This is a genomic window from Ottowia sp. SB7-C50 (genome assembly GCF_033110285.1).
Lineage (GTDB): Bacteria > Pseudomonadota > Gammaproteobacteria > Burkholderiales > Burkholderiaceae_C > Ottowia.
The window spans coordinates 86,409-102,300 of the sequence record NZ_CP136995.1 but is presented as its reverse complement, the minus strand read 5'-3'; the positions used below and the strand labels follow the sequence as shown (position 1 = coordinate 102,300).

15 protein-coding genes and 1 pseudogene are annotated in these 15,892 nt (G+C 68.7%); 6 read left to right on the top strand and 10 right to left on the bottom strand.

Annotated features, from left to right (window positions below; all coding sequences use genetic code 11):
- Positions 1–13 precede the first annotated feature (13 nt).
- Positions 14–1,181: pseudogene (locus R0D99_RS00485) on the bottom strand (aminotransferase class V-fold PLP-dependent enzyme).
- An 87-nt stretch (positions 1,182–1,268) separates the two neighbouring features.
- Here R0D99_RS00485 and R0D99_RS00480 point away from each other — a divergent pair.
- A complete protein-coding gene (locus R0D99_RS00480; RefSeq protein WP_317749478.1) occupies positions 1,269–1,955 on the top strand; it encodes a MarC family protein in 687 nt (228 codons plus the stop codon).
- Between the two features lie 223 nt (positions 1,956–2,178).
- On the opposite strand, the gene putA is transcribed toward R0D99_RS00480, so the two are convergent.
- Positions 2,179–6,123: a trifunctional transcriptional regulator/proline dehydrogenase/L-glutamate gamma-semialdehyde dehydrogenase gene (gene putA / locus R0D99_RS00475; RefSeq protein WP_317749477.1), complete on the bottom strand. Its 3,945-nt coding sequence runs from the start codon at positions 6,121–6,123 to the stop codon at positions 2,179–2,181.
- A 121-nt stretch (positions 6,124–6,244) separates the two neighbouring features.
- Here putA and R0D99_RS00470 point away from each other — a divergent pair, with 121 nt between their 5' ends.
- Positions 6,245–6,721 (top strand): winged helix-turn-helix transcriptional regulator, encoded by a 477-nt coding sequence (locus R0D99_RS00470; protein ID WP_317749476.1) that lies wholly within the window; start codon positions 6,245–6,247, stop codon positions 6,719–6,721.
- 15 nt (positions 6,722–6,736) lie between these two features.
- On the opposite strand, the gene R0D99_RS00465 is transcribed toward R0D99_RS00470, so the two are convergent.
- On the bottom strand, positions 6,737–7,393 hold the full coding sequence (locus tag R0D99_RS00465; protein ID WP_317749475.1) for a hypothetical protein: 657 nt from the start codon (positions 7,391–7,393) through the stop codon (positions 6,737–6,739).
- 21 nt (positions 7,394–7,414) lie between these two features.
- Positions 7,415–8,359: an arginase gene (gene rocF, locus R0D99_RS00460; protein ID WP_317749474.1), complete on the bottom strand. Its 945-nt coding sequence runs from the start codon at positions 8,357–8,359 to the stop codon at positions 7,415–7,417.
- 74 nt (positions 8,360–8,433) lie between these two features.
- Here rocF and R0D99_RS00455 point away from each other — a divergent pair, with 74 nt between their 5' ends.
- From R0D99_RS00455 to R0D99_RS00445, 3 genes are all read left to right on the top strand, one after another.
- A complete protein-coding gene (locus R0D99_RS00455) occupies positions 8,434–9,021 on the top strand; it encodes an NnrU family protein (RefSeq protein ID WP_317749473.1) in 588 nt (195 codons plus the stop codon).
- 27 nt (positions 9,022–9,048) lie between these two features.
- A complete protein-coding gene (locus R0D99_RS00450) occupies positions 9,049–9,282 on the top strand; it encodes an ATP-binding protein (protein ID WP_317749472.1) in 234 nt (77 codons plus the stop codon).
- A 69-nt stretch (positions 9,283–9,351) separates the two neighbouring features.
- Positions 9,352–10,443, top strand: coding sequence for a 3-deoxy-7-phosphoheptulonate synthase (locus tag R0D99_RS00445; protein ID WP_317749471.1), 1,092 nt, complete (start codon positions 9,352–9,354; stop codon positions 10,441–10,443).
- Between the two features lie 217 nt (positions 10,444–10,660).
- Here R0D99_RS00445 and R0D99_RS00440 read toward each other — a convergent pair whose 3' ends face one another.
- Positions 10,661–11,323 (bottom strand): hypothetical protein, encoded by a 663-nt coding sequence (locus tag R0D99_RS00440; protein ID WP_317749470.1) that lies wholly within the window; start codon positions 11,321–11,323, stop codon positions 10,661–10,663.
- Positions 11,324–11,388: 65 nt separating this feature from the next.
- Entirely contained in the window at positions 11,389–11,655 is a 267-nt protein-coding gene (gene infA / locus R0D99_RS00435) for a translation initiation factor IF-1 (RefSeq protein ID WP_317749469.1), read from the bottom strand.
- Between the two features lie 527 nt (positions 11,656–12,182).
- Between infA and R0D99_RS00430 the strand changes: the two genes are divergently transcribed.
- A complete protein-coding gene (locus R0D99_RS00430; protein ID WP_317749468.1) occupies positions 12,183–12,521 on the top strand; it encodes a hypothetical protein in 339 nt (112 codons plus the stop codon).
- Positions 12,522–12,822: 301 nt separating this feature from the next.
- Here R0D99_RS00430 and R0D99_RS00425 read toward each other — a convergent pair whose 3' ends face one another.
- From R0D99_RS00425 to minC, 4 genes are all read right to left on the bottom strand, one after another.
- Positions 12,823–13,578, bottom strand: a complete 756-nt coding sequence (locus tag R0D99_RS00425) for a DUF4124 domain-containing protein (protein WP_317749467.1) — start codon at positions 13,576–13,578, stop codon at positions 12,823–12,825.
- Positions 13,579–13,681: 103 nt separating this feature from the next.
- Positions 13,682–13,951 carry a cell division topological specificity factor MinE gene (gene minE / locus R0D99_RS00420; RefSeq protein ID WP_317749466.1) on the bottom strand — a complete coding sequence of 90 codons (270 nt, stop codon included), beginning with the start codon at positions 13,949–13,951 and terminating at the stop codon, positions 13,682–13,684.
- A gap of 5 nt (positions 13,952–13,956) precedes the next feature.
- Positions 13,957–14,769, bottom strand: a complete 813-nt coding sequence (gene minD / locus R0D99_RS00415; protein ID WP_317749465.1) for a septum site-determining protein MinD — start codon at positions 14,767–14,769, stop codon at positions 13,957–13,959.
- Positions 14,770–14,831: 62 nt separating this feature from the next.
- Positions 14,832–15,605, bottom strand: coding sequence for a septum site-determining protein MinC (minC, locus tag R0D99_RS00410; protein ID WP_317749464.1), 774 nt, complete (start codon positions 15,603–15,605; stop codon positions 14,832–14,834).
- Positions 15,606–15,892: the final 287 nt, after the last annotated feature.

The following is a 15,892-nucleotide window of genomic DNA, read 5'->3' as shown; positions in this document are numbered from 1 at the left end:
TGGCGCCCGCCCATCAAGCGCTGGTTGCTTCTTTTTCAGGAGCGATCACGCCCAGCCGATCCAGCGCATCGCGCAAATGCCCCACACTGCGATCCACGTTGGCCCACTTGTCCAGGCCAAACAGGCCGATGCGGAAGGTGCGGAAATCGGCCGGCTCGTCGCACATCAGCGGCACGCCGCTGGCGGTTTGCAGTCCTTCGGCAATGAATTTCTTGGCGCTCTGGATCTCCGGGTCGGTCGTGTAGCTGACCACCACGCCCGGCGCCTTGAAGCCCTCAGCCGCCACGCTGGGCAGGCCGCGCGACTCAAACAGCGCGCGCACCTTGCGGCCCAGCTCGATCTGCTGTTCGCGCACCTTCGCAAAGCCGCGTTCGCGCGTCTCGGCCATGGTGTCGCGCAATTTCAGCAGCGCCATGGTCGGCATGGTGGCGTGGTAGGCGTGGCTGCCGGTTTCATACGCCTGCATGATCTGGTGCCACTTCTTCAGGTCGCAGGCGTAGCTGGTGCTGGTGGTGCCTTCCATGGTCTGCAGGGCACGCGCCGACAGGCACACCATGGCGCAGGCGGGCGATGAGCTCCAGCCCTTCTGCGGCGCGCTGACGAGCACATCGACGCCGATGGTCTGCATGTCGACCCACATGGCGCCCGACGCGATGCAGTCCAGCACGAACAGGCCACCCACCGCGTGCACGGCGTCGGCGATCTTCTTCATGTAGTCATCGGGCAGCATCATGCCGCTGGCGGTTTCGACGTGGGGGGGCGAAAACGACGGCGGGCTTGACGCTGGCGATGGTGGACACCACCTCGTCAATCGGCGCGGGCGCCCAGGGCGATTGCGCGGCGCTGCCGGTGCGGCGCGCTTTCAGCACCGTGATGTTCTCGGGCGCGGTGATCTTGCCCGTCTCCAGAATCTGGCTCCAGCGAAAGCTGAAGAAGCCGTTGCGGATGATGACCACGCGCTGGTCGTTGGCAAATTGCCGCGCCACCGCCTCCATGCCGAAGGTGCCGCTGCCGGGCACCAGCACGGCCGCGTCGGCGTGGTACACCTCTTTCAGCATCGCCGAGATGTCTTTCATCACGCCCTGGAACTTCTTCGACATGTGGTTCAAGGCGCGGTCGGTGTAGACCACCGAGAATTCAAGCAAGCCATCGGGATCGATGTTCGGCAGCAGTCCGGGCATGGGGTTCTCCTGAAAATGGGCGCGGCCGGCCAAGCGCCGACCTGAAACAATTCACTGTACACCCACCCACGCACCGCTGCCCCCATCATGGAAATCCCTGCTTTGGCCCTGGCCTTCGGCAAGAGCTTCTTGCTCGCGCTGGCGGGCGTGCTGCCCATCCTCAACCCGCCGGCGTCGGCGCCGGTGTTCGTCAACCTGACGCGCGAGCTCGACCCCGCCCGGCGCCGCGCGCTGGCCACGCGCATCGGCCGCAACGTGGTGCTGATGCTGGCCAGCGCGATGGTGATCGGCACCTATGTGCTGGATTTTTTTGGCGTCTCGATCCCCATCGTGCGCGTGGCGGGCGGGCTGATCGTCGCCTTCACCGCGTGGAACATGCTGTATGCGCCGCACGCGGTGAGCGCCGACAGCGCCGACAACGCCGAGATGGCGCGCAAGCTGGTGGACGACAACCACGTGCGCATCCAGGCCTTCTACCCGATGACCTTTCCGCTGACCTGCGGGCCGGGCTCGATCTCGGCGGCCATCACGGTGGGCGCGGCGCTGCACAGCCGGCAGTGGCCGGTCACCGCCGCCAACTTTGCCGGCGGGCTGGCGGCGATGGTCGTCATCGGGCTGCTGGTGCTGCTGACTTACCGCTACGCCGGGCGTCTTCTGCGGCCATTGGGCGAGGTGGGCTTGGTGGTGTTTCTGCGCCTGACGGCCTTCATCCTGCTGTGCGTGGGCGTGCAGATTTTCTGGGATGGGGCGAGCGAGCTGCTGCGGGGGTTGTGAGGGCATTCCACCGAAACATCCAAACAGCCGGACGCAGAGGACGCAGAAGATTCGCAGAGGACGCGAAAGGAAAACCAAAAATTTTTCTGGGGCCAAAGGCGGAAATGCGCGAGTCGTGGCAAGTGGCAGGGTGCTCAATACTGAATTCACTTTTGTATTTTTTGCGTCCTCTGCGAATCCTTTGCGTCCTCTGCGTCCGGTATTCGGTATTCGGTATCCGACTTCAAGTGCGCCCGTCATCGTCCAGCGTCATCAAGCTCGCATTGCCCCCCGCCGCCGCAGTGTTGACGCTGGTGCTGCGCTCGGTGAGCAGCGGTGCCAGCGGCAGGTCGGTGGCGCCGGGCGGGCGCACCGTCAGGCCGACGATGGGGCCGGGGCGCGCGGCCAGCGCGCGCTGCACGGCCAGCGCATCGACGGCATCGCCATGCAGCAGCACGGCGTCGAAATCAGCGCCCGGCGCGCGCCAGTCGGGCGTGATGGCGATGTGCGCCAGCAACTCCACCGGCAGGCGCGCCCAGTCGTGTTGGGCGTCAGCCGGCCACACGGCTTGCGCGCCCACGGCCAGTACCGCCGCCAGTTGCAGCAGCCGGTCTTCGCTGCGCCCGGCCAGTGTCGCGTCAAGTCTCAAGTGTGGGATGGCCGTGCCGTCATCGGCGCCTGTGGCAAGGCGCTGATCGCCGCCCATACTGGACGTATGGGCCAGATCAGCAACGCCGCCACGGGCGTCGAGGGCGGTGCGGACGCCGACAGTTGGAGCTTGACGCGACACCAGGCACAGCACGCGGCGGCGCGGGTGCAGGTGGTAGCTGTTGCGCTCGCCCGTGGGGCCGGGCAGCCCGCGCGGCGCGGGCGATGGGGCGCTGTCGAACAAGGGGGCGACGACATCGGCCAACGCCGGGTGGCCTTGTGATTGCATCTGTGTGTGCAATAGTTTTTGTAGCTGCTCGCGCTCCTCTGGCAAGCGCTGCGGGCCGTTTTGACTCGCATCTTCGGTTTCGCCCAGCGCCTGCACCGCGCGCTGCGCCGCATCGGCAGGCTGGCGCGCCAGCAGGCGCAGCAGGTACAGCGGGCCGCCCGCCTTGGGGCCGGTGCCCGACAGCCCTTCGCCGCCAAACGGCTGCACGCCGACCACGGCGCCGACCAGGTTGCGGTTGACGTACAGGTTGCCCACGGCGAGGCGCGCCGCCACGCGGGCGATGGTCTCGTCGATGCGCGTGTGCACGCCGCCCGTGAGGCCGTAGCCGGTGGCGTTGATCTGCTCGATCAGGCCGTCCAGATCGGCGCGGCGCCAGCGCAGCACGTGCAGCACGGGGCCGAAGACTTCGCGCTGCAGCTGATCCAGCCGGTCGATCTCGATCAGCGTCGGCGGGATGAACGTGCCGTGCGCCGCCGCCTCGGCCAGGCCGCGCGTGGCCTGGTGCACGGCGTGGCCCTGGGCGCGCATGGCGTCGAGGTGGCGCTGGATGCCGGCGTGTGCTTCGGCGTCGATCACTGGGCCGACGTCGACCGACAGCGCGGCGGGGTTACCGATGCGCGCCTCATCCATCGCGCCCTTGAGCATGGTGACGACGCGCGCGGCCACGTCGTCCTGCACGCACAGCACGCGCAGGGCCGAGCAGCGCTGGCCGGCGGAGTCGAAGGCGGACTGCATCACGTCCTGCACCACCTGCTCGGGCAGGGCGGAGGAATCGACGATGAGCGCGTTCTGGCCGCCGGTTTCGGCGATCAGTGGCACGGGTTGGCCATCGGGGTTGAGGCGCTCGGCCAGCGTGGCCTGGATCAGGCGCGCGACCTCGGTCGAGCCGGTGAACAGCACGCCGCGCGTGCGCGGGTCGGCAACCAGCGCGGCGCCCACGGCAGCGCCATCGCCCGGCAGCAGTTGCAGCGCGGCGGGCGGCACGCCGGCTTGGTGCAGGTGGCGCACGGCCTCGGCGGCAATCAACGGCGTCTGCTCCGCCGGCTTGGCCACCACCACGTTGCCGGCGGCCAGCGCGGCGGCGACCTGGCCGGTGAAGATGGCGAGCGGAAAATTCCATGGGCTGATGCAGACCACGGGGCCCAGCGGCACGTGCGTGGCGTTGTCGAATTGCGCGGCCACTTGGGCGGCGTAGAAGCGCAAAAAGTCCACCGCCTCGCGCACTTCGGCGATGGCGTTGGCCCAGGTCTTGCCGGCTTCGCGCACCAGCAGGCCCATCAGGCGCGGCATGTCGGCTTGCAGCGCGTCGGCGGCGCGTTGCAGGGCGGCGGCGCGGTCGGCCGGCGGCGTGGCGGCCCAATTGGGGGCGAAGGCGGTGGCTTGCGCCAGCGCGCGCTCCACGTCGGCGGCACCGGCGTTGCGCACGTGGCCCACGATGTCGCGCCGGTCGGCGGGGTTGTGCACGGGCTGAAAGGAGCCTTCGCCACCCCCAATGGCACCTGCAAACGCGTCCGGCGCGGTTTTTTCAGTCAAATCGCCCGTTTGTCGACGTGTTTCCACAACAGTTTGCAATGATTTTGATAGCGATCGCAAGGTGTGCTCGTCGCTCAGGTCCATGCCGCGCGAGTTGTCGCGCTCGGCGCCGTAAAGCGCCTGCGGCAGCGGGATGCGCGGGTGCGGGGCGCCCACGGGCTGCTCGCCTTCAACCAGCACCACCGGGTCTTCGATCAACTCTTCAATCCGCACGTCCGCATCGGCAATGCGGTTGACGAAGGAGGTGTTGGCGCCGTTCTCCAGCAGGCGCCGCACCAAGTAGGCCAGCAGCGTCTCGTGCGTGCCCACCGGCGCATAGATGCGGCACGGGCGCTGCACGCCGAGTTGCCCGCTCACGATCTGCTCATACAGCGGCTCGCCCATGCCGTGCAGGCACTGGAATTCGTACTGCCCCGGCTGCCAGCCTTCTGGCCCCGCCATCTGCACGATGGCCGCCACGCTGTGCGCGTTGTGGGTGGCGAACTGCGGGTAAATGGCCTCGGGCGCGGCCAGCAGCTTGCGCGCGCAGGCCAGGTAGCTGACGTCGGTGTGCGGCTTGCGGGTGTAGACGGGGTAGTCGCTTTGGCCATCGACCTGCGCACGCTTGATTTCGCTGTCCCAGTACGCGCCTTTCACCAGCCGCACCATCAGGCGGTGCTGCGTGCGCCGCGCCAGCTCGACCAGCCAGTCGATCACGAACGGGCAGCGCTTCTGGTACGCCTGGATCACGAAGCCGATGCCGTCCCAGCCGGCCAGCGACGGCTCGTGGCACAGCTTTTCGAGCAGATCGAGCGACAGCTCCAGCCGATCCGCCTCTTCGGCGTCGATGTTCAGGCCGATGTCGTACTGCCGCGCCAGCTGCGCCAGCTGCAGCACGCGCGGGTACAGCTCGGCCAGCACGCGCGCCCGTTGCGCGCGGCTGTAGCGCGGGTGCAGGGCCGACAGCTTGATCGAGATGCCCGGCCCGCCGATCACGCCGCGCCCCTCGGCCGCGCGGCCGATGGCGTGGATGGCGGCTTCGTAGCTGGCCAGATAGCGCGCCGCGTCATCGGCGGTCAGCGCCGCCTCGCCCAGCATGTCATACGAATAGCGAAAGCCTTGCGATTCAGGCCCGCGCGCGTGCTTCAGCGCTTCTTCAATGGTCTCGCCTGTCACGAACTGCTCGCCCATCATGCGCATCGCCATGTCGACGCCCTTGCGGATCAGCGGCTCGCCGCCCTTGGCCGTCAGGCGCTTGAGCGACTGCCCCAAGCCCGCCTCGCTGTGCGTGGCCACCAGCTTGCCCGTCAGCAGCAGGCCCCAGGCGGCGGCGTTGACGAACAGCGAGGGGCTTTGTCCCAGATGCGCCTGCCAGTCGCCGCGCCCCACCTTGTCGCGGATCAGCGCATCGCGCGTGGCCGCGTCGGGGATGCGCAGCAGCGCCTCGGCCAGGCACATCAGCGCCACGCCCTCTTGCGACGACAGGGCGAACTCCTGCAACAAGCCCTGCACGATGCCCGCGCGGCCGGCAGCGCGCTTGCGCTGGCGCAGCGTGTCGGCCAGGCGATGGGCCAGGTCGTGCGCGGCGCGGGCCTGATCGGGCGCCAGCCGCGCCTGATCCAGCAGCGGCGCCAGCGCTTGGGCCTCCGGCCGGCGCGTGGCGGCGGTGATGGCGTCGCGCAAGGGGCTTTGGGGCGCCAGTTCGGCGTGCAGGGCGTCGAAGGGAGGGTGCAGTGTCATGGCGGCAGCGCAAAGTGGATCGGAGCGGCCTGGGCCGCCTTCACAACAAACCGCCATTGTTCAGGCGATGTCATCGAATGTTTAACTGAAATTCCATGGCTTTGCCGCACAATGTTCGGCCATGGAATCCACCACGCTCGATCGCACCGATCTGCGCATCCTCGCCGCCCTGCAAGCCGATGGCCGCATCAGCAACCTCAAGCTGGCCGAAGCCGTGGCCCTGTCGCCCACCGCCGTGCTGGCGCGCGTGCAGCGCCTCACGCGTGAAGGCTTCATCCGCGGCTACCACGCCGAGCTGAACCCCGACAAGCTGGGCCGCGGCCTGGTGGTGTTCGTCGAAGTGCTGCTGGACCGCACCACGCCCAATGTGTTCGACGCCTTCAAGGCCGCCGTGCAGGTGCAGGGCGACATCCTGGAATGCCACATGGTGGCCGGCGGCTTCGACTACCTGCTGAAGACCCGCATGGCCGACATGGCCGCCTACCGCGCCTTTGCCGGCCGCGTGCTGTGGCAGTTGCCCGGCGTGCGCGAGACGCGCACCTATGCGGTGATGGAGGAGGTCAAGAGCGGCACGGCGCTGCCGCTGCCGGCGACGTGAACAGACGGGGCGACATCAGCCCTTCACGTTCAATTCGTACTCCACCACGCTGAACTTGCGCACCTTCTCTTGCTGGCCCCACGCGCGCAGCGACAGGCCACCTTCGACCATTTCTTGCAGCCGGCGCCGCGCCGCGCCGCTGTCGCGTTCGACATCCGGGTCCCACACCAGCGGGCCGTCGGCGGACAGGCCGGCGATCAGCACGCTGTGCTCGAACGAGCCGCTGACGACGTGGCGCCCCTGCACGACGGCCTCGTGGATGAGCCGCGTGGCCTCTTTCAGCGACACGTAATCGTCCCAGCGCCGGCAGGTGAATTCGAGGTCCACCAGGCGGCCCTGGCCGGCGTGCCACACCTTGGGGAAGGTGAAGGATTGGCCCTTCTTGGCCGGCACGTTCTGGTCCCACACCAGCGGGCCGCGGTCGCCGTTCAGCGCGCGGGCGGGCAAGTCCTTGTCGGGCCGGTAATACCCCTGCTTGATGGCAGCGTCGGCCAGCGTGGCCGGGTCGACGCCGGCGATCATGGCCATGCAGGTGAAGTGGCAGCCCGATTCGGCCAGGTTGTTCCATTCGCGGTCGGACTTTTCGGCGCGGGCGATCTGCTGCGGCCGGTCGACCAGGAAGGTGTTGCGGTAAAAGCTCTGCGCGTGAAAGCGCGGGTAAAACAGGTGCACGTTCTTCCTCCTCCGAAATCGTCAGGCAGCGCCGCGCCGGCGCATCAGCGTGCTCTTGCCGAACAGGCTTTCGACCAGGTCCACCGCCAGCTCGGCGGTGTTGTTGTGGGTGTCGTAGGCGGGGTTGATCTCAACGATGTCGAGCGACGCCAGCCGCCCGGTGTCGGCCACCATCTCCATGCATAGCTGCGCCTCGCGGTACGTCGGGCCGCCGGGCACGGTGGTGGCCACGCCGGGGGCGATCGAGGGGTCGAGAAAGTCCACGTCCAGGCTGACGTGCAGGTGCGTGTCGGCATCGACGCCCGCCAGCGCGCGCTCCATGGCGGCGCGCATGCCGTGCTCGTCGATGAAGCGCATGTCGAACACCTCAATGCCGGCCTCGTGCACCAGGCGCTTTTCGCCCGCATCGACGCTGCGGATGCCGATCTGGCGCAGCTCGGGCGCGCGCAGCGCGGGCCGCTCGGACGAAAAGCCGCCAATGCCCACCAGCTCGGGCGGGCCGTCGCCAAACAGGCTGGCCACGGGCATGCCGTGGATGTTGCCGCTGGGCGTGAGCGCGGCGGTGTTGAAGTCGGCATGCGCGTCGAACCACAGCACGCGCAGCTTTTGGCCGCGCGCCTGCACGTGGCGCGCCACGGCGCTGATGGAGCCGATGGCCAGGCAGTGGTCGCCGCCCAGCAGAATCGGCAATTGGCCCGCTTGCAGCGCGCCATGCACCGCGTCGTGCACGGCGCGGTTCCAGGCGGCGACTTCGGGCAGGTGGCGAAAGCCGCCGACGGGCGGCTGCATGGGGTTGGGCGGGCCGGCCAGGTTGCCGGTGTCAAGCACCTCGGCGCCCTGGCCACGCAGCGCCTCGACCAGCCCGGCCACGCGCAACGCCTCGGGCCCCATGCTGGCGCCGCGCTCACCGGCGCCGACGTCGGTGGGCGCGCCGATCAGGGCAATGCGGGGGCGATCCAGGGGCATGGGGCGATCTTCGCACGGCAGTCACCCCCGCGTCCCATAATGGTTCGCATCTTCACCCTTGCGGTACACACGCCATGCTGGTTCTCGTCATTGGTCTGCTGATCTTTCTGGGCGCGCATTCGATGCGCATTTTTGCCGAGGGCTGGCGCGCGCAGACCATCGGGCGGCTGGGCGAAAAGCCGTGGAAGGGGCTGTACACGCTGGTGTCGCTGCTCGGTTTTGCGCTGATCATCTGGGGCTACAGCCTGGCGCGGCAGCAACCGGTGGTGCTGTGGCAGCCGCCGGTGATGATGAAGCACCTGAACTCGCTGTTCACGCTGCTGGCCTTCATCTTTCTGGCCGCCGCCTACGTGCCGCGCAACCAGATCAAGGCGCGGCTGCACCACCCGATGGTGCTGGCCGTCAAGCTGTGGGCCTTTGGCCACCTGCTGGCGACGGCCAAGCTGGCCGATGTGGTGCTGTTCGGCGCCTTTTTGCTGTGGGCCGTCCTCGACTTTCGCGCCGCGCGCCAGCGCGACCGGGCGCTGGGCACGGTGTACGCGCCGGGCACGCTGGGCGGCACGTTGATCGCCGTGGTGCTGGGCGTGGTGGCCTGGGCGGCGTTCGCGTTCTGGGCGCACGCGGCGTGGATCGGCGTGGCGCCGCTGGGCCGCGGCGCCTGACACGGGGACGGCGCGGCGGCGCAAGCGATGAAAGCCCGCGCCCTGCCGGTCATCCACCCCGCGCGCTGCACGGGTTGCGGCTGGTGCGTGGCGGTGTGCGCGCCGCATGTGCTGTCGCTGCACGCGGCGGGCAGGCGCAAGACCTCGACGCTGGATGACGCAGCCGGCTGCACCGGCTGCGCGCTGTGCGCGGTGCGCTGCCCGTTCGGGGCCATCGGCATGCTGCGGCAGCGCGCGGACGCGGCGCCGGCGCCCGTGTGACTCCCATTTTCATAGCTGCTTTCGCTGTACCCGCCAGCGCTGGCGGCACAAAGTACCGATAATCGGGGCATGCAAGACATCGACAACCCGTCCACCCACGACACCACCCGCATCGACGATTTGCGCATCCGCGCGGTGCGCCCGCTGCTCACACCCGCGCTGATCCAGGAATGGCTGCCCGCGCCCGACGCGGCGCAGGCGCTGGTCGAACACAGCCGCAGCGCGATCTCGCGCGTGCTGCAGGGGCACGACGACCGGCTGGTGGTGGTGGTCGGCCCGTGTTCCATCCACGACCACGCCCAGGCGCTGGACTACGCGCGCCGCCTGAAGGCTGAAAGCGAGCGCCACGCGGCCGAGCTGCTGGTGGTGATGCGCGTGTACTTCGAAAAGCCGCGCACCACCGTGGGCTGGAAGGGCTACATCAACGACCCGCACCTGGACGGCAGCTACGCCATCAACGAAGGCCTGCAGATGGCGCGCCGCCTGCTGCTGGACGTGCTGGCGCTGGGCCTGCCGGTGGGCACCGAATTCCTCGACCTGCTCAGCCCGCAGTTCATCAGCGACCTGGTGAGCTGGGGCGCCATCGGCGCGCGCACCACCGAGAGCCAGAGCCACCGCCAGCTGGCCAGCGGCCTGAGCTGCCCGGTCGGCTTCAAGAACGGTACCGACGGCGGCGTGAAGGTGGCCGCCGACGCCATCGTCGCCGCGCAGTCGCCGCACGCCTTTCTGGGCCTGACCAAGATGGGGCAGAGCGCCATCTTTGAAACGCGCGGCAACGACGACTGCCACGTGATCCTGCGCGGCGGGAAGGCGCCCAATTATTCCAAGGCCGACGTCGACGCGGCCTGCGCGCTGCTGAAGTCAAACGGGCTGCGCGAGCAGGTCATGATCGACCTGTCGCACGCCAATTCCAGCAAGCAGCACGCCCGGCAGATCGAGGTGGCGAAGGACGTGGCCGCCCAGGTGGCCGCGGGCGATGGCCGCGTCATGGGCGTGATGATCGAAAGCCACCTGGAAGAAGGCCGCCAGGACATCGTGCCCGGCCAGCCGCTCAAGCCCGGCGTGTCGGTGACGGACGCCTGCATCAGCTTCGCGCAGACCGTGCCGGTGCTTGAAGGCCTGGCGGAGGCGGTGCGGGCGCGCCGGGCGACGCGCGGTTGATGCTATAGGTTCAGTAGCTGCCTGCGCTGGAGGGGCAAGCGCTGGGCCTGCAAATGGCTTGGACTGTGTGTCTTTGACAGCACCCATCCAACAGCCGGACGCAGAGATTCCGCAGAGGACGCAGAAAAAAACCAAAAAATTTCTTTTGGCTGTTTCTTTTGCGTCCTCTGCGAATCCTTTGCGTCCTCTGCGTCCGGTATTCGGTATTTGCTTTCAGCTACTTGAGCGGCACAAAACGGTAGCCGCCATGGCGCGTGACCTCGGTCTGCGCGCCGCGCCGCACCACGCGCAGCATCTCGCCCGCCACCGGAATCACCATCACGCCGCCGTCGCGCAGCTGGTCAACCAGCGACTGCGGCAGCGTTTTCGGCTCGGCCGACACCAGGATGCGGTCGAATGGCGCCTGATCGGGCAGGCCCAGCACGCCGGGCGTGGCGACCGCGATGCTGGCCCACGGCTGCCTTGTGGCGGCCAGGTTGGCGGCGCCGAAGCGCGCCAGTTCGGGCACCAGCTCGACGCCGCGCACCTCGCCCTGCGCGCCGACCAGATGCGCCAGCAGTGCGGTGCTCCAGCCCGAGCCGGCGCCGACATCGAGCACGCGCATGCCGGGCTCGACCTGCAGCAGGCGCAGCATGCTGGCCACGGTGCGCGGTTGCGAATTGGTTTGTCCGTGGCCGATGGGCAGGGGGCCATCGTGGGCGGCCTGCGCGCGCAGCTCGGGCGGTAGAAAGCCGGTGCGCGGGTGGGCGGCGAAGGCGGCCGCCACGGCGTCAGTCGAAGCGGTGGGCATGGCAGCGGCGCCGGATGACGCCAGGGACGTGGCGGGCGCGGCGGGCGGCGCCGATGTGGCCAACCCCATGGCGCCGAGGGCGCCGGCCACGACAAGGCAGTGCAGACACAGGCGGCGAAGGCCTGCGGCCCGGGGCACTGCGCGAACCCGGGCGGTCAGCGCCGACGCTGGCCACCGCCACCGGTCGGGGGCGGGCCGCGGCGCTCGAGGTGGCGGAAGTTGATGCGGCCCTTGGTCAGGTCGTAGGGCGACAGCTCCAGCGACACGCGGTCACCCGCCAGGATGCGGATGTGGTTCTTCTTCATCTTGCCAGCCGAATAGGCCACCAGCTCGTGGCCGTTGTCCAGCGTCACGCGAAAGCGCGTGTCCGGCAGCACTTCGTTGACGATGCCTTGCATCTCGATCAGCTCTTCCTTCGCCATGCGTTCTCCTGCAACATGAATGTGCGAATCGCGTTCACCCACCCAACGGCCCCTGCGGCACGCGGGTGGACGCAAAAACAAAAAACAAAACAGACCCAGACCATGGGCGGGCACGGCTCGACGCGGGCCGACTTGCCCGCCTGCCGGCGGTCAGCGTGCCGCGCTGCGAACGCGCCGCACCCTGCTGGCGAGGCGCTGGGCGACCAAAGGTGGGGGTGGGGCCAGGGCGCTCCCGGCGCCTGAAGTCGCGGCGCCCCCGCGCCCGATGGTCGTGAGGGTAAAGGCGCATTTTCCAGTGCGCCACCGGGTTTTTTTCCAGCCGCGGCGTGCGGCAACGGCGCGCCGGCGGGCGCTTTCGGACGATGCGCACACCGCTGCCGAGGCACGGAAAGTTCCCGCCGATGCGGCCGCCCGAATGTAATGTCAGTGTGCATTCACATCGTTACATCGCCAACGTTTGTGCCCGCCATGTAACGCCGCGGGCAGGCAGACTGGCGTCGTGTTCAACCACCGAAAGGTATTCGCACATGTCTCAACGACGCATCCTGCGCACCGTCCCCGCCGCGCTGCTGATGACCACGGCACTGGCCTGGAACCTGCCCGCTGGGGCCCAGGGCACGACCGGCTCGTCCGCCCACCCGCCGGCCGGCAGTGCGCAGAGGCTGCCCCCACCCGGCCCCCCCGCGCACGCCAGCCGACGGGGCGGGCAGCACGCCACCGCCCGCTTCGTTTGGCGGCGCACCGGCGTTGCCGTCCGACCTGAGGCCCGCCCTGCCGGCCAGCGCCGCGTCGGCCGCGGCCCCGCGCGGTGGCCTGCCGAAGGCACCGGCGACGAAACCTTGATGACATCCTGGGCCGCGGCTTGACCGCGGCATGAACAAAAAACCCCGGCCTGCGTGCTGGGGTTTTTTACGGGGGGGCGCCCGGGTGCGGCGGCGTCAAGATCGAAAGCCGTACGCGAAGGACGCAAAGGATCCGCGAAGGACGCAAAAGAACAGCCAAAAAGCATGTTTGTTGGTTTTTTTTGCGTCCTCTGCGAAATCTCTGCGTCCTCTGCGTCCGGCTGTTTTGTCTGCGCCAGACAAGGCTCCGATGCGAAGTGCCTCGGTCTTTTCGCTGCCTTGCGCAAGCAGGATGCGCGGTTTCAGCTATCTATTTCGTAGCTATTCAGTCGCCGCGCTTTTCCTCGACGACCTTGGGCGGCGGGCGCTTGGGGGCGGCAGCGGCGGGCTTTTTGTCGACGGGCTTGGTCAGCGGGGCGCACTTGGCTTCGCCGTGGCGCGCGCGCAGGCTGGCCAGTTGCGACGAGATGTGGTCCAACACGGCGGGCGGCAGCGGTTGCTTGAACTCGAAGTCGAGCCGTTCGATCTCGGCCTTGAGGTAGCCGCAGACGGCGGTTTGCGAGCCGGGGTCGCCCACGCTCAGGCTGGCGGGGCGCGCGACCAGCACGGCGGGCACGCTGTCACCGGCCGAACCGGCCACGCCATTGGGGTCGGTGCCCGGCGTGTCGGCCTGCAGGGTGGTGCTGATGGCGCCATCGGGGCAGGGTTGGTTGCTGTAGGTCACCTGGCCGTCCACCACGCACTTGTGGATGGACTGGCCGGTGACGGCGGGCGCCGGGCCTTCGTTGGGCGCCGCGGCAGGCGGCGGTGCAGGAGCAGGCGCGCGGGCCACGGGCGGGGGCGTGCGTTCGGCCGGCGGCGCCATGGCCACGGGTGTGGAGGCAGGCGCGGGCGCCGGCTCCACGGCCACGGCGCGGCGGCGCTCGACGTCGCTCACCAGCCAGCGGTAGGCCTGGTACGCGCCCACCAGGATGACCGCCACCACGACGGCCGCCAGCAGCCAGCGCCACACGCCCGACGCAGCGTCATTCTCCGGCGGGCGCAACGTCGGTTCGGCAGCGGGGTGGATGTCCTGGGGCATGGCCGCGGGGCGCGGGCGGGGCGCGCCTGGGTGAAGAGGAAAGGACCGAATAATACGGGAGCGCTACCGGACGCGCGTGAGGCGTCGCCCGGCGCGCAGACTCCTAGCCCGCGTTGGCTTTTTCGGGCAGCTCGATCTTCACTTCCAGCACTTCCAGGTCGTCCTGGCGTTCCAGGTTGACCTTGATGTCCTTCGGGTCGATCTTGACGTACTTGCTGATGACCTCGATCAGCTCGCGCTGCAGGTCCGGCAGGTAATCGGGCGCAAACGCGGGGCGGCCGGCGCGTTCGTGCGCCAGGATGATCTGCAGCCGCTCCTTGGCGACGTTGGCGGTCTTCTTCTTCTCGCCGAGAAAAAATGAGAGGAAGGACATGCCGCTTACCTCCCGAACAGGCGCTTGAAGAAGCCGGGCTTCTCGGCCTCGATGTAGCGCAGCGGCACGTCCTGGCCCAGAAAGCGCTCGACCACGTCGGAATACGCGCCCGCCACGTCGGTGCCCTTCAAGTGCACCGCCGGCAGGCCCTGGTTGGACGCCTGCAGCACGGCCTCGCTTTCGGGGATGACGCCGATCAGCTTGATGCGCAGGATGTCCTGGATGTCTTCCAGGCTCAGCATCTGGCCGTCGGCCACGCGGTTGGGGTTGTAGCGGGTGATGAGCAGGTGCTCCTTGATCGGCTCGGCGCCGTCGATGGCGCGCTGCGTCTTGCTGCCCAGCATGCCCAGGATGCGGTCGGAATCGCGCACGCTGCTCACTTCCGGGTTGGTCACCACCAGCGCCTCGTCGGCGTAGTGCATGGCCATCAGCGCGCCGGTTTCGATGCCGGCGGGCGAGTCGCAGATGATGTAGTCGAAGTCCATGGCGGCCAGGTCGTCCAGCACCTTCTTGACGCCTTCGCGCGTCAGCGCTTCCTTGTCGCGCGTCTGGCTGGCGGCCAGCACGAACAGGTTGTCGCACTGCTTGTCCTTGATGAGGGCCTGCGTCAGGTTGGCCTCGCCGTGGATCACGTTGACGAAGTCGTACACCACGCGGCGCTCGCAGCCCATGATGAGGTCCAGGTTGCGCAGGCCGACGTCGAAGTCGATCACCGCCACCTTGTGGCCCTTGAGCGCCAGCCCGGAAGCAAAGGCGGCACTGGTGGTGGTCTTGCCCACGCCACCCTTGCCGGAAGTCACCACAATGATTTTTGCCATGTCAGCGCACCTTGGGTCGTGCCGAAGAAAGAGGGTTCAGGAACAGGCCCACGCGCGGCATCTCAGCCGGCGATGGGGTCGAAGATGAGCTTGTCGCCCGCGTCGGTGCTGGCCAGCCGCACCATGGCGGCTTGGCCCCACACGGTGTCGGGCAGCGGCTCTTCGCTGGTGCGATAGACACCGGCGATGGACACCAGGTCGGGCCGCATTTCGCGCGCGAAGATGCAGGCCTCGCTCCAGCCGCGCGCGCCGGCCAGGGCACGGCCGCGCAGCGGCGCGTAGATGTGGATGTGGCCGTCGGCGACGACCTCGGCACCATGGTTGACCATGGCCAGCACCACCAGGTCGCGCCCGCGCGCATACACCTGCTGGCCCGAGCGCAGCGGCCGGTCGATGACCAGCGCGCCGGGCGCAGGCAGGTCGGGCGCCGCCACCGGCGCCGCGGGTTTGCCCGACGTCGGGTCGGCCGGTTCGTCGACACGCGCCGCCGTCTGCACGCGCGTGTCGGGCGCCAGCAGCAGGCCGATGGCGCGCGCCGCGTCCTGCTGGGCGGGGCTGCCGCCGCGCACGGCCAGCAGGCGCAGGCGGCGCTCGTGCAGCAGTTCGCCCACGCGCTGGAAGTCGATCTCGGCGTCGCCCTGGTCGTTGGCCAATGTGGACAAGTCGAGCACCACGCCGTCGTCTTCGAAGAAGTCGGGCATCTCGCCGTATTGCGCCAGCAGCTCGTCGGCCAGCAGGTCGATGTCGGGCGACTTCAGGCGCAACGCCAGCAAGGGCAGGCTGGCGCTCTTGATGTCGAAAGTGCGGGGGCTGCGACCGGCGAGGGCGACGGACATGGGCGCGAAGGCGTCTCGGGTGAAGTCCGCACGGGCGGAACGGGGGGCGAAGAAAGCGGGTCGATCTTAACAGTCGCCCGCGCGCGGCCAGACGGCTTTCGGTGCGCGGCTGTAACAGCGCGGCAGGCTGCCCGGCGTTGCCTTGAGGCGCTGCGCTGACTTGTTTCTTTTTCTTTAAAGAATAGATAGTAGTCGTAGTAGGTGCCCTGCCGTTTTGTGGACAGAAGGCAAAAGCCCAGGCGCGACGCGCACTTGGCGCAGGCCGCCGGATGTGGAGAAGCCGCCGG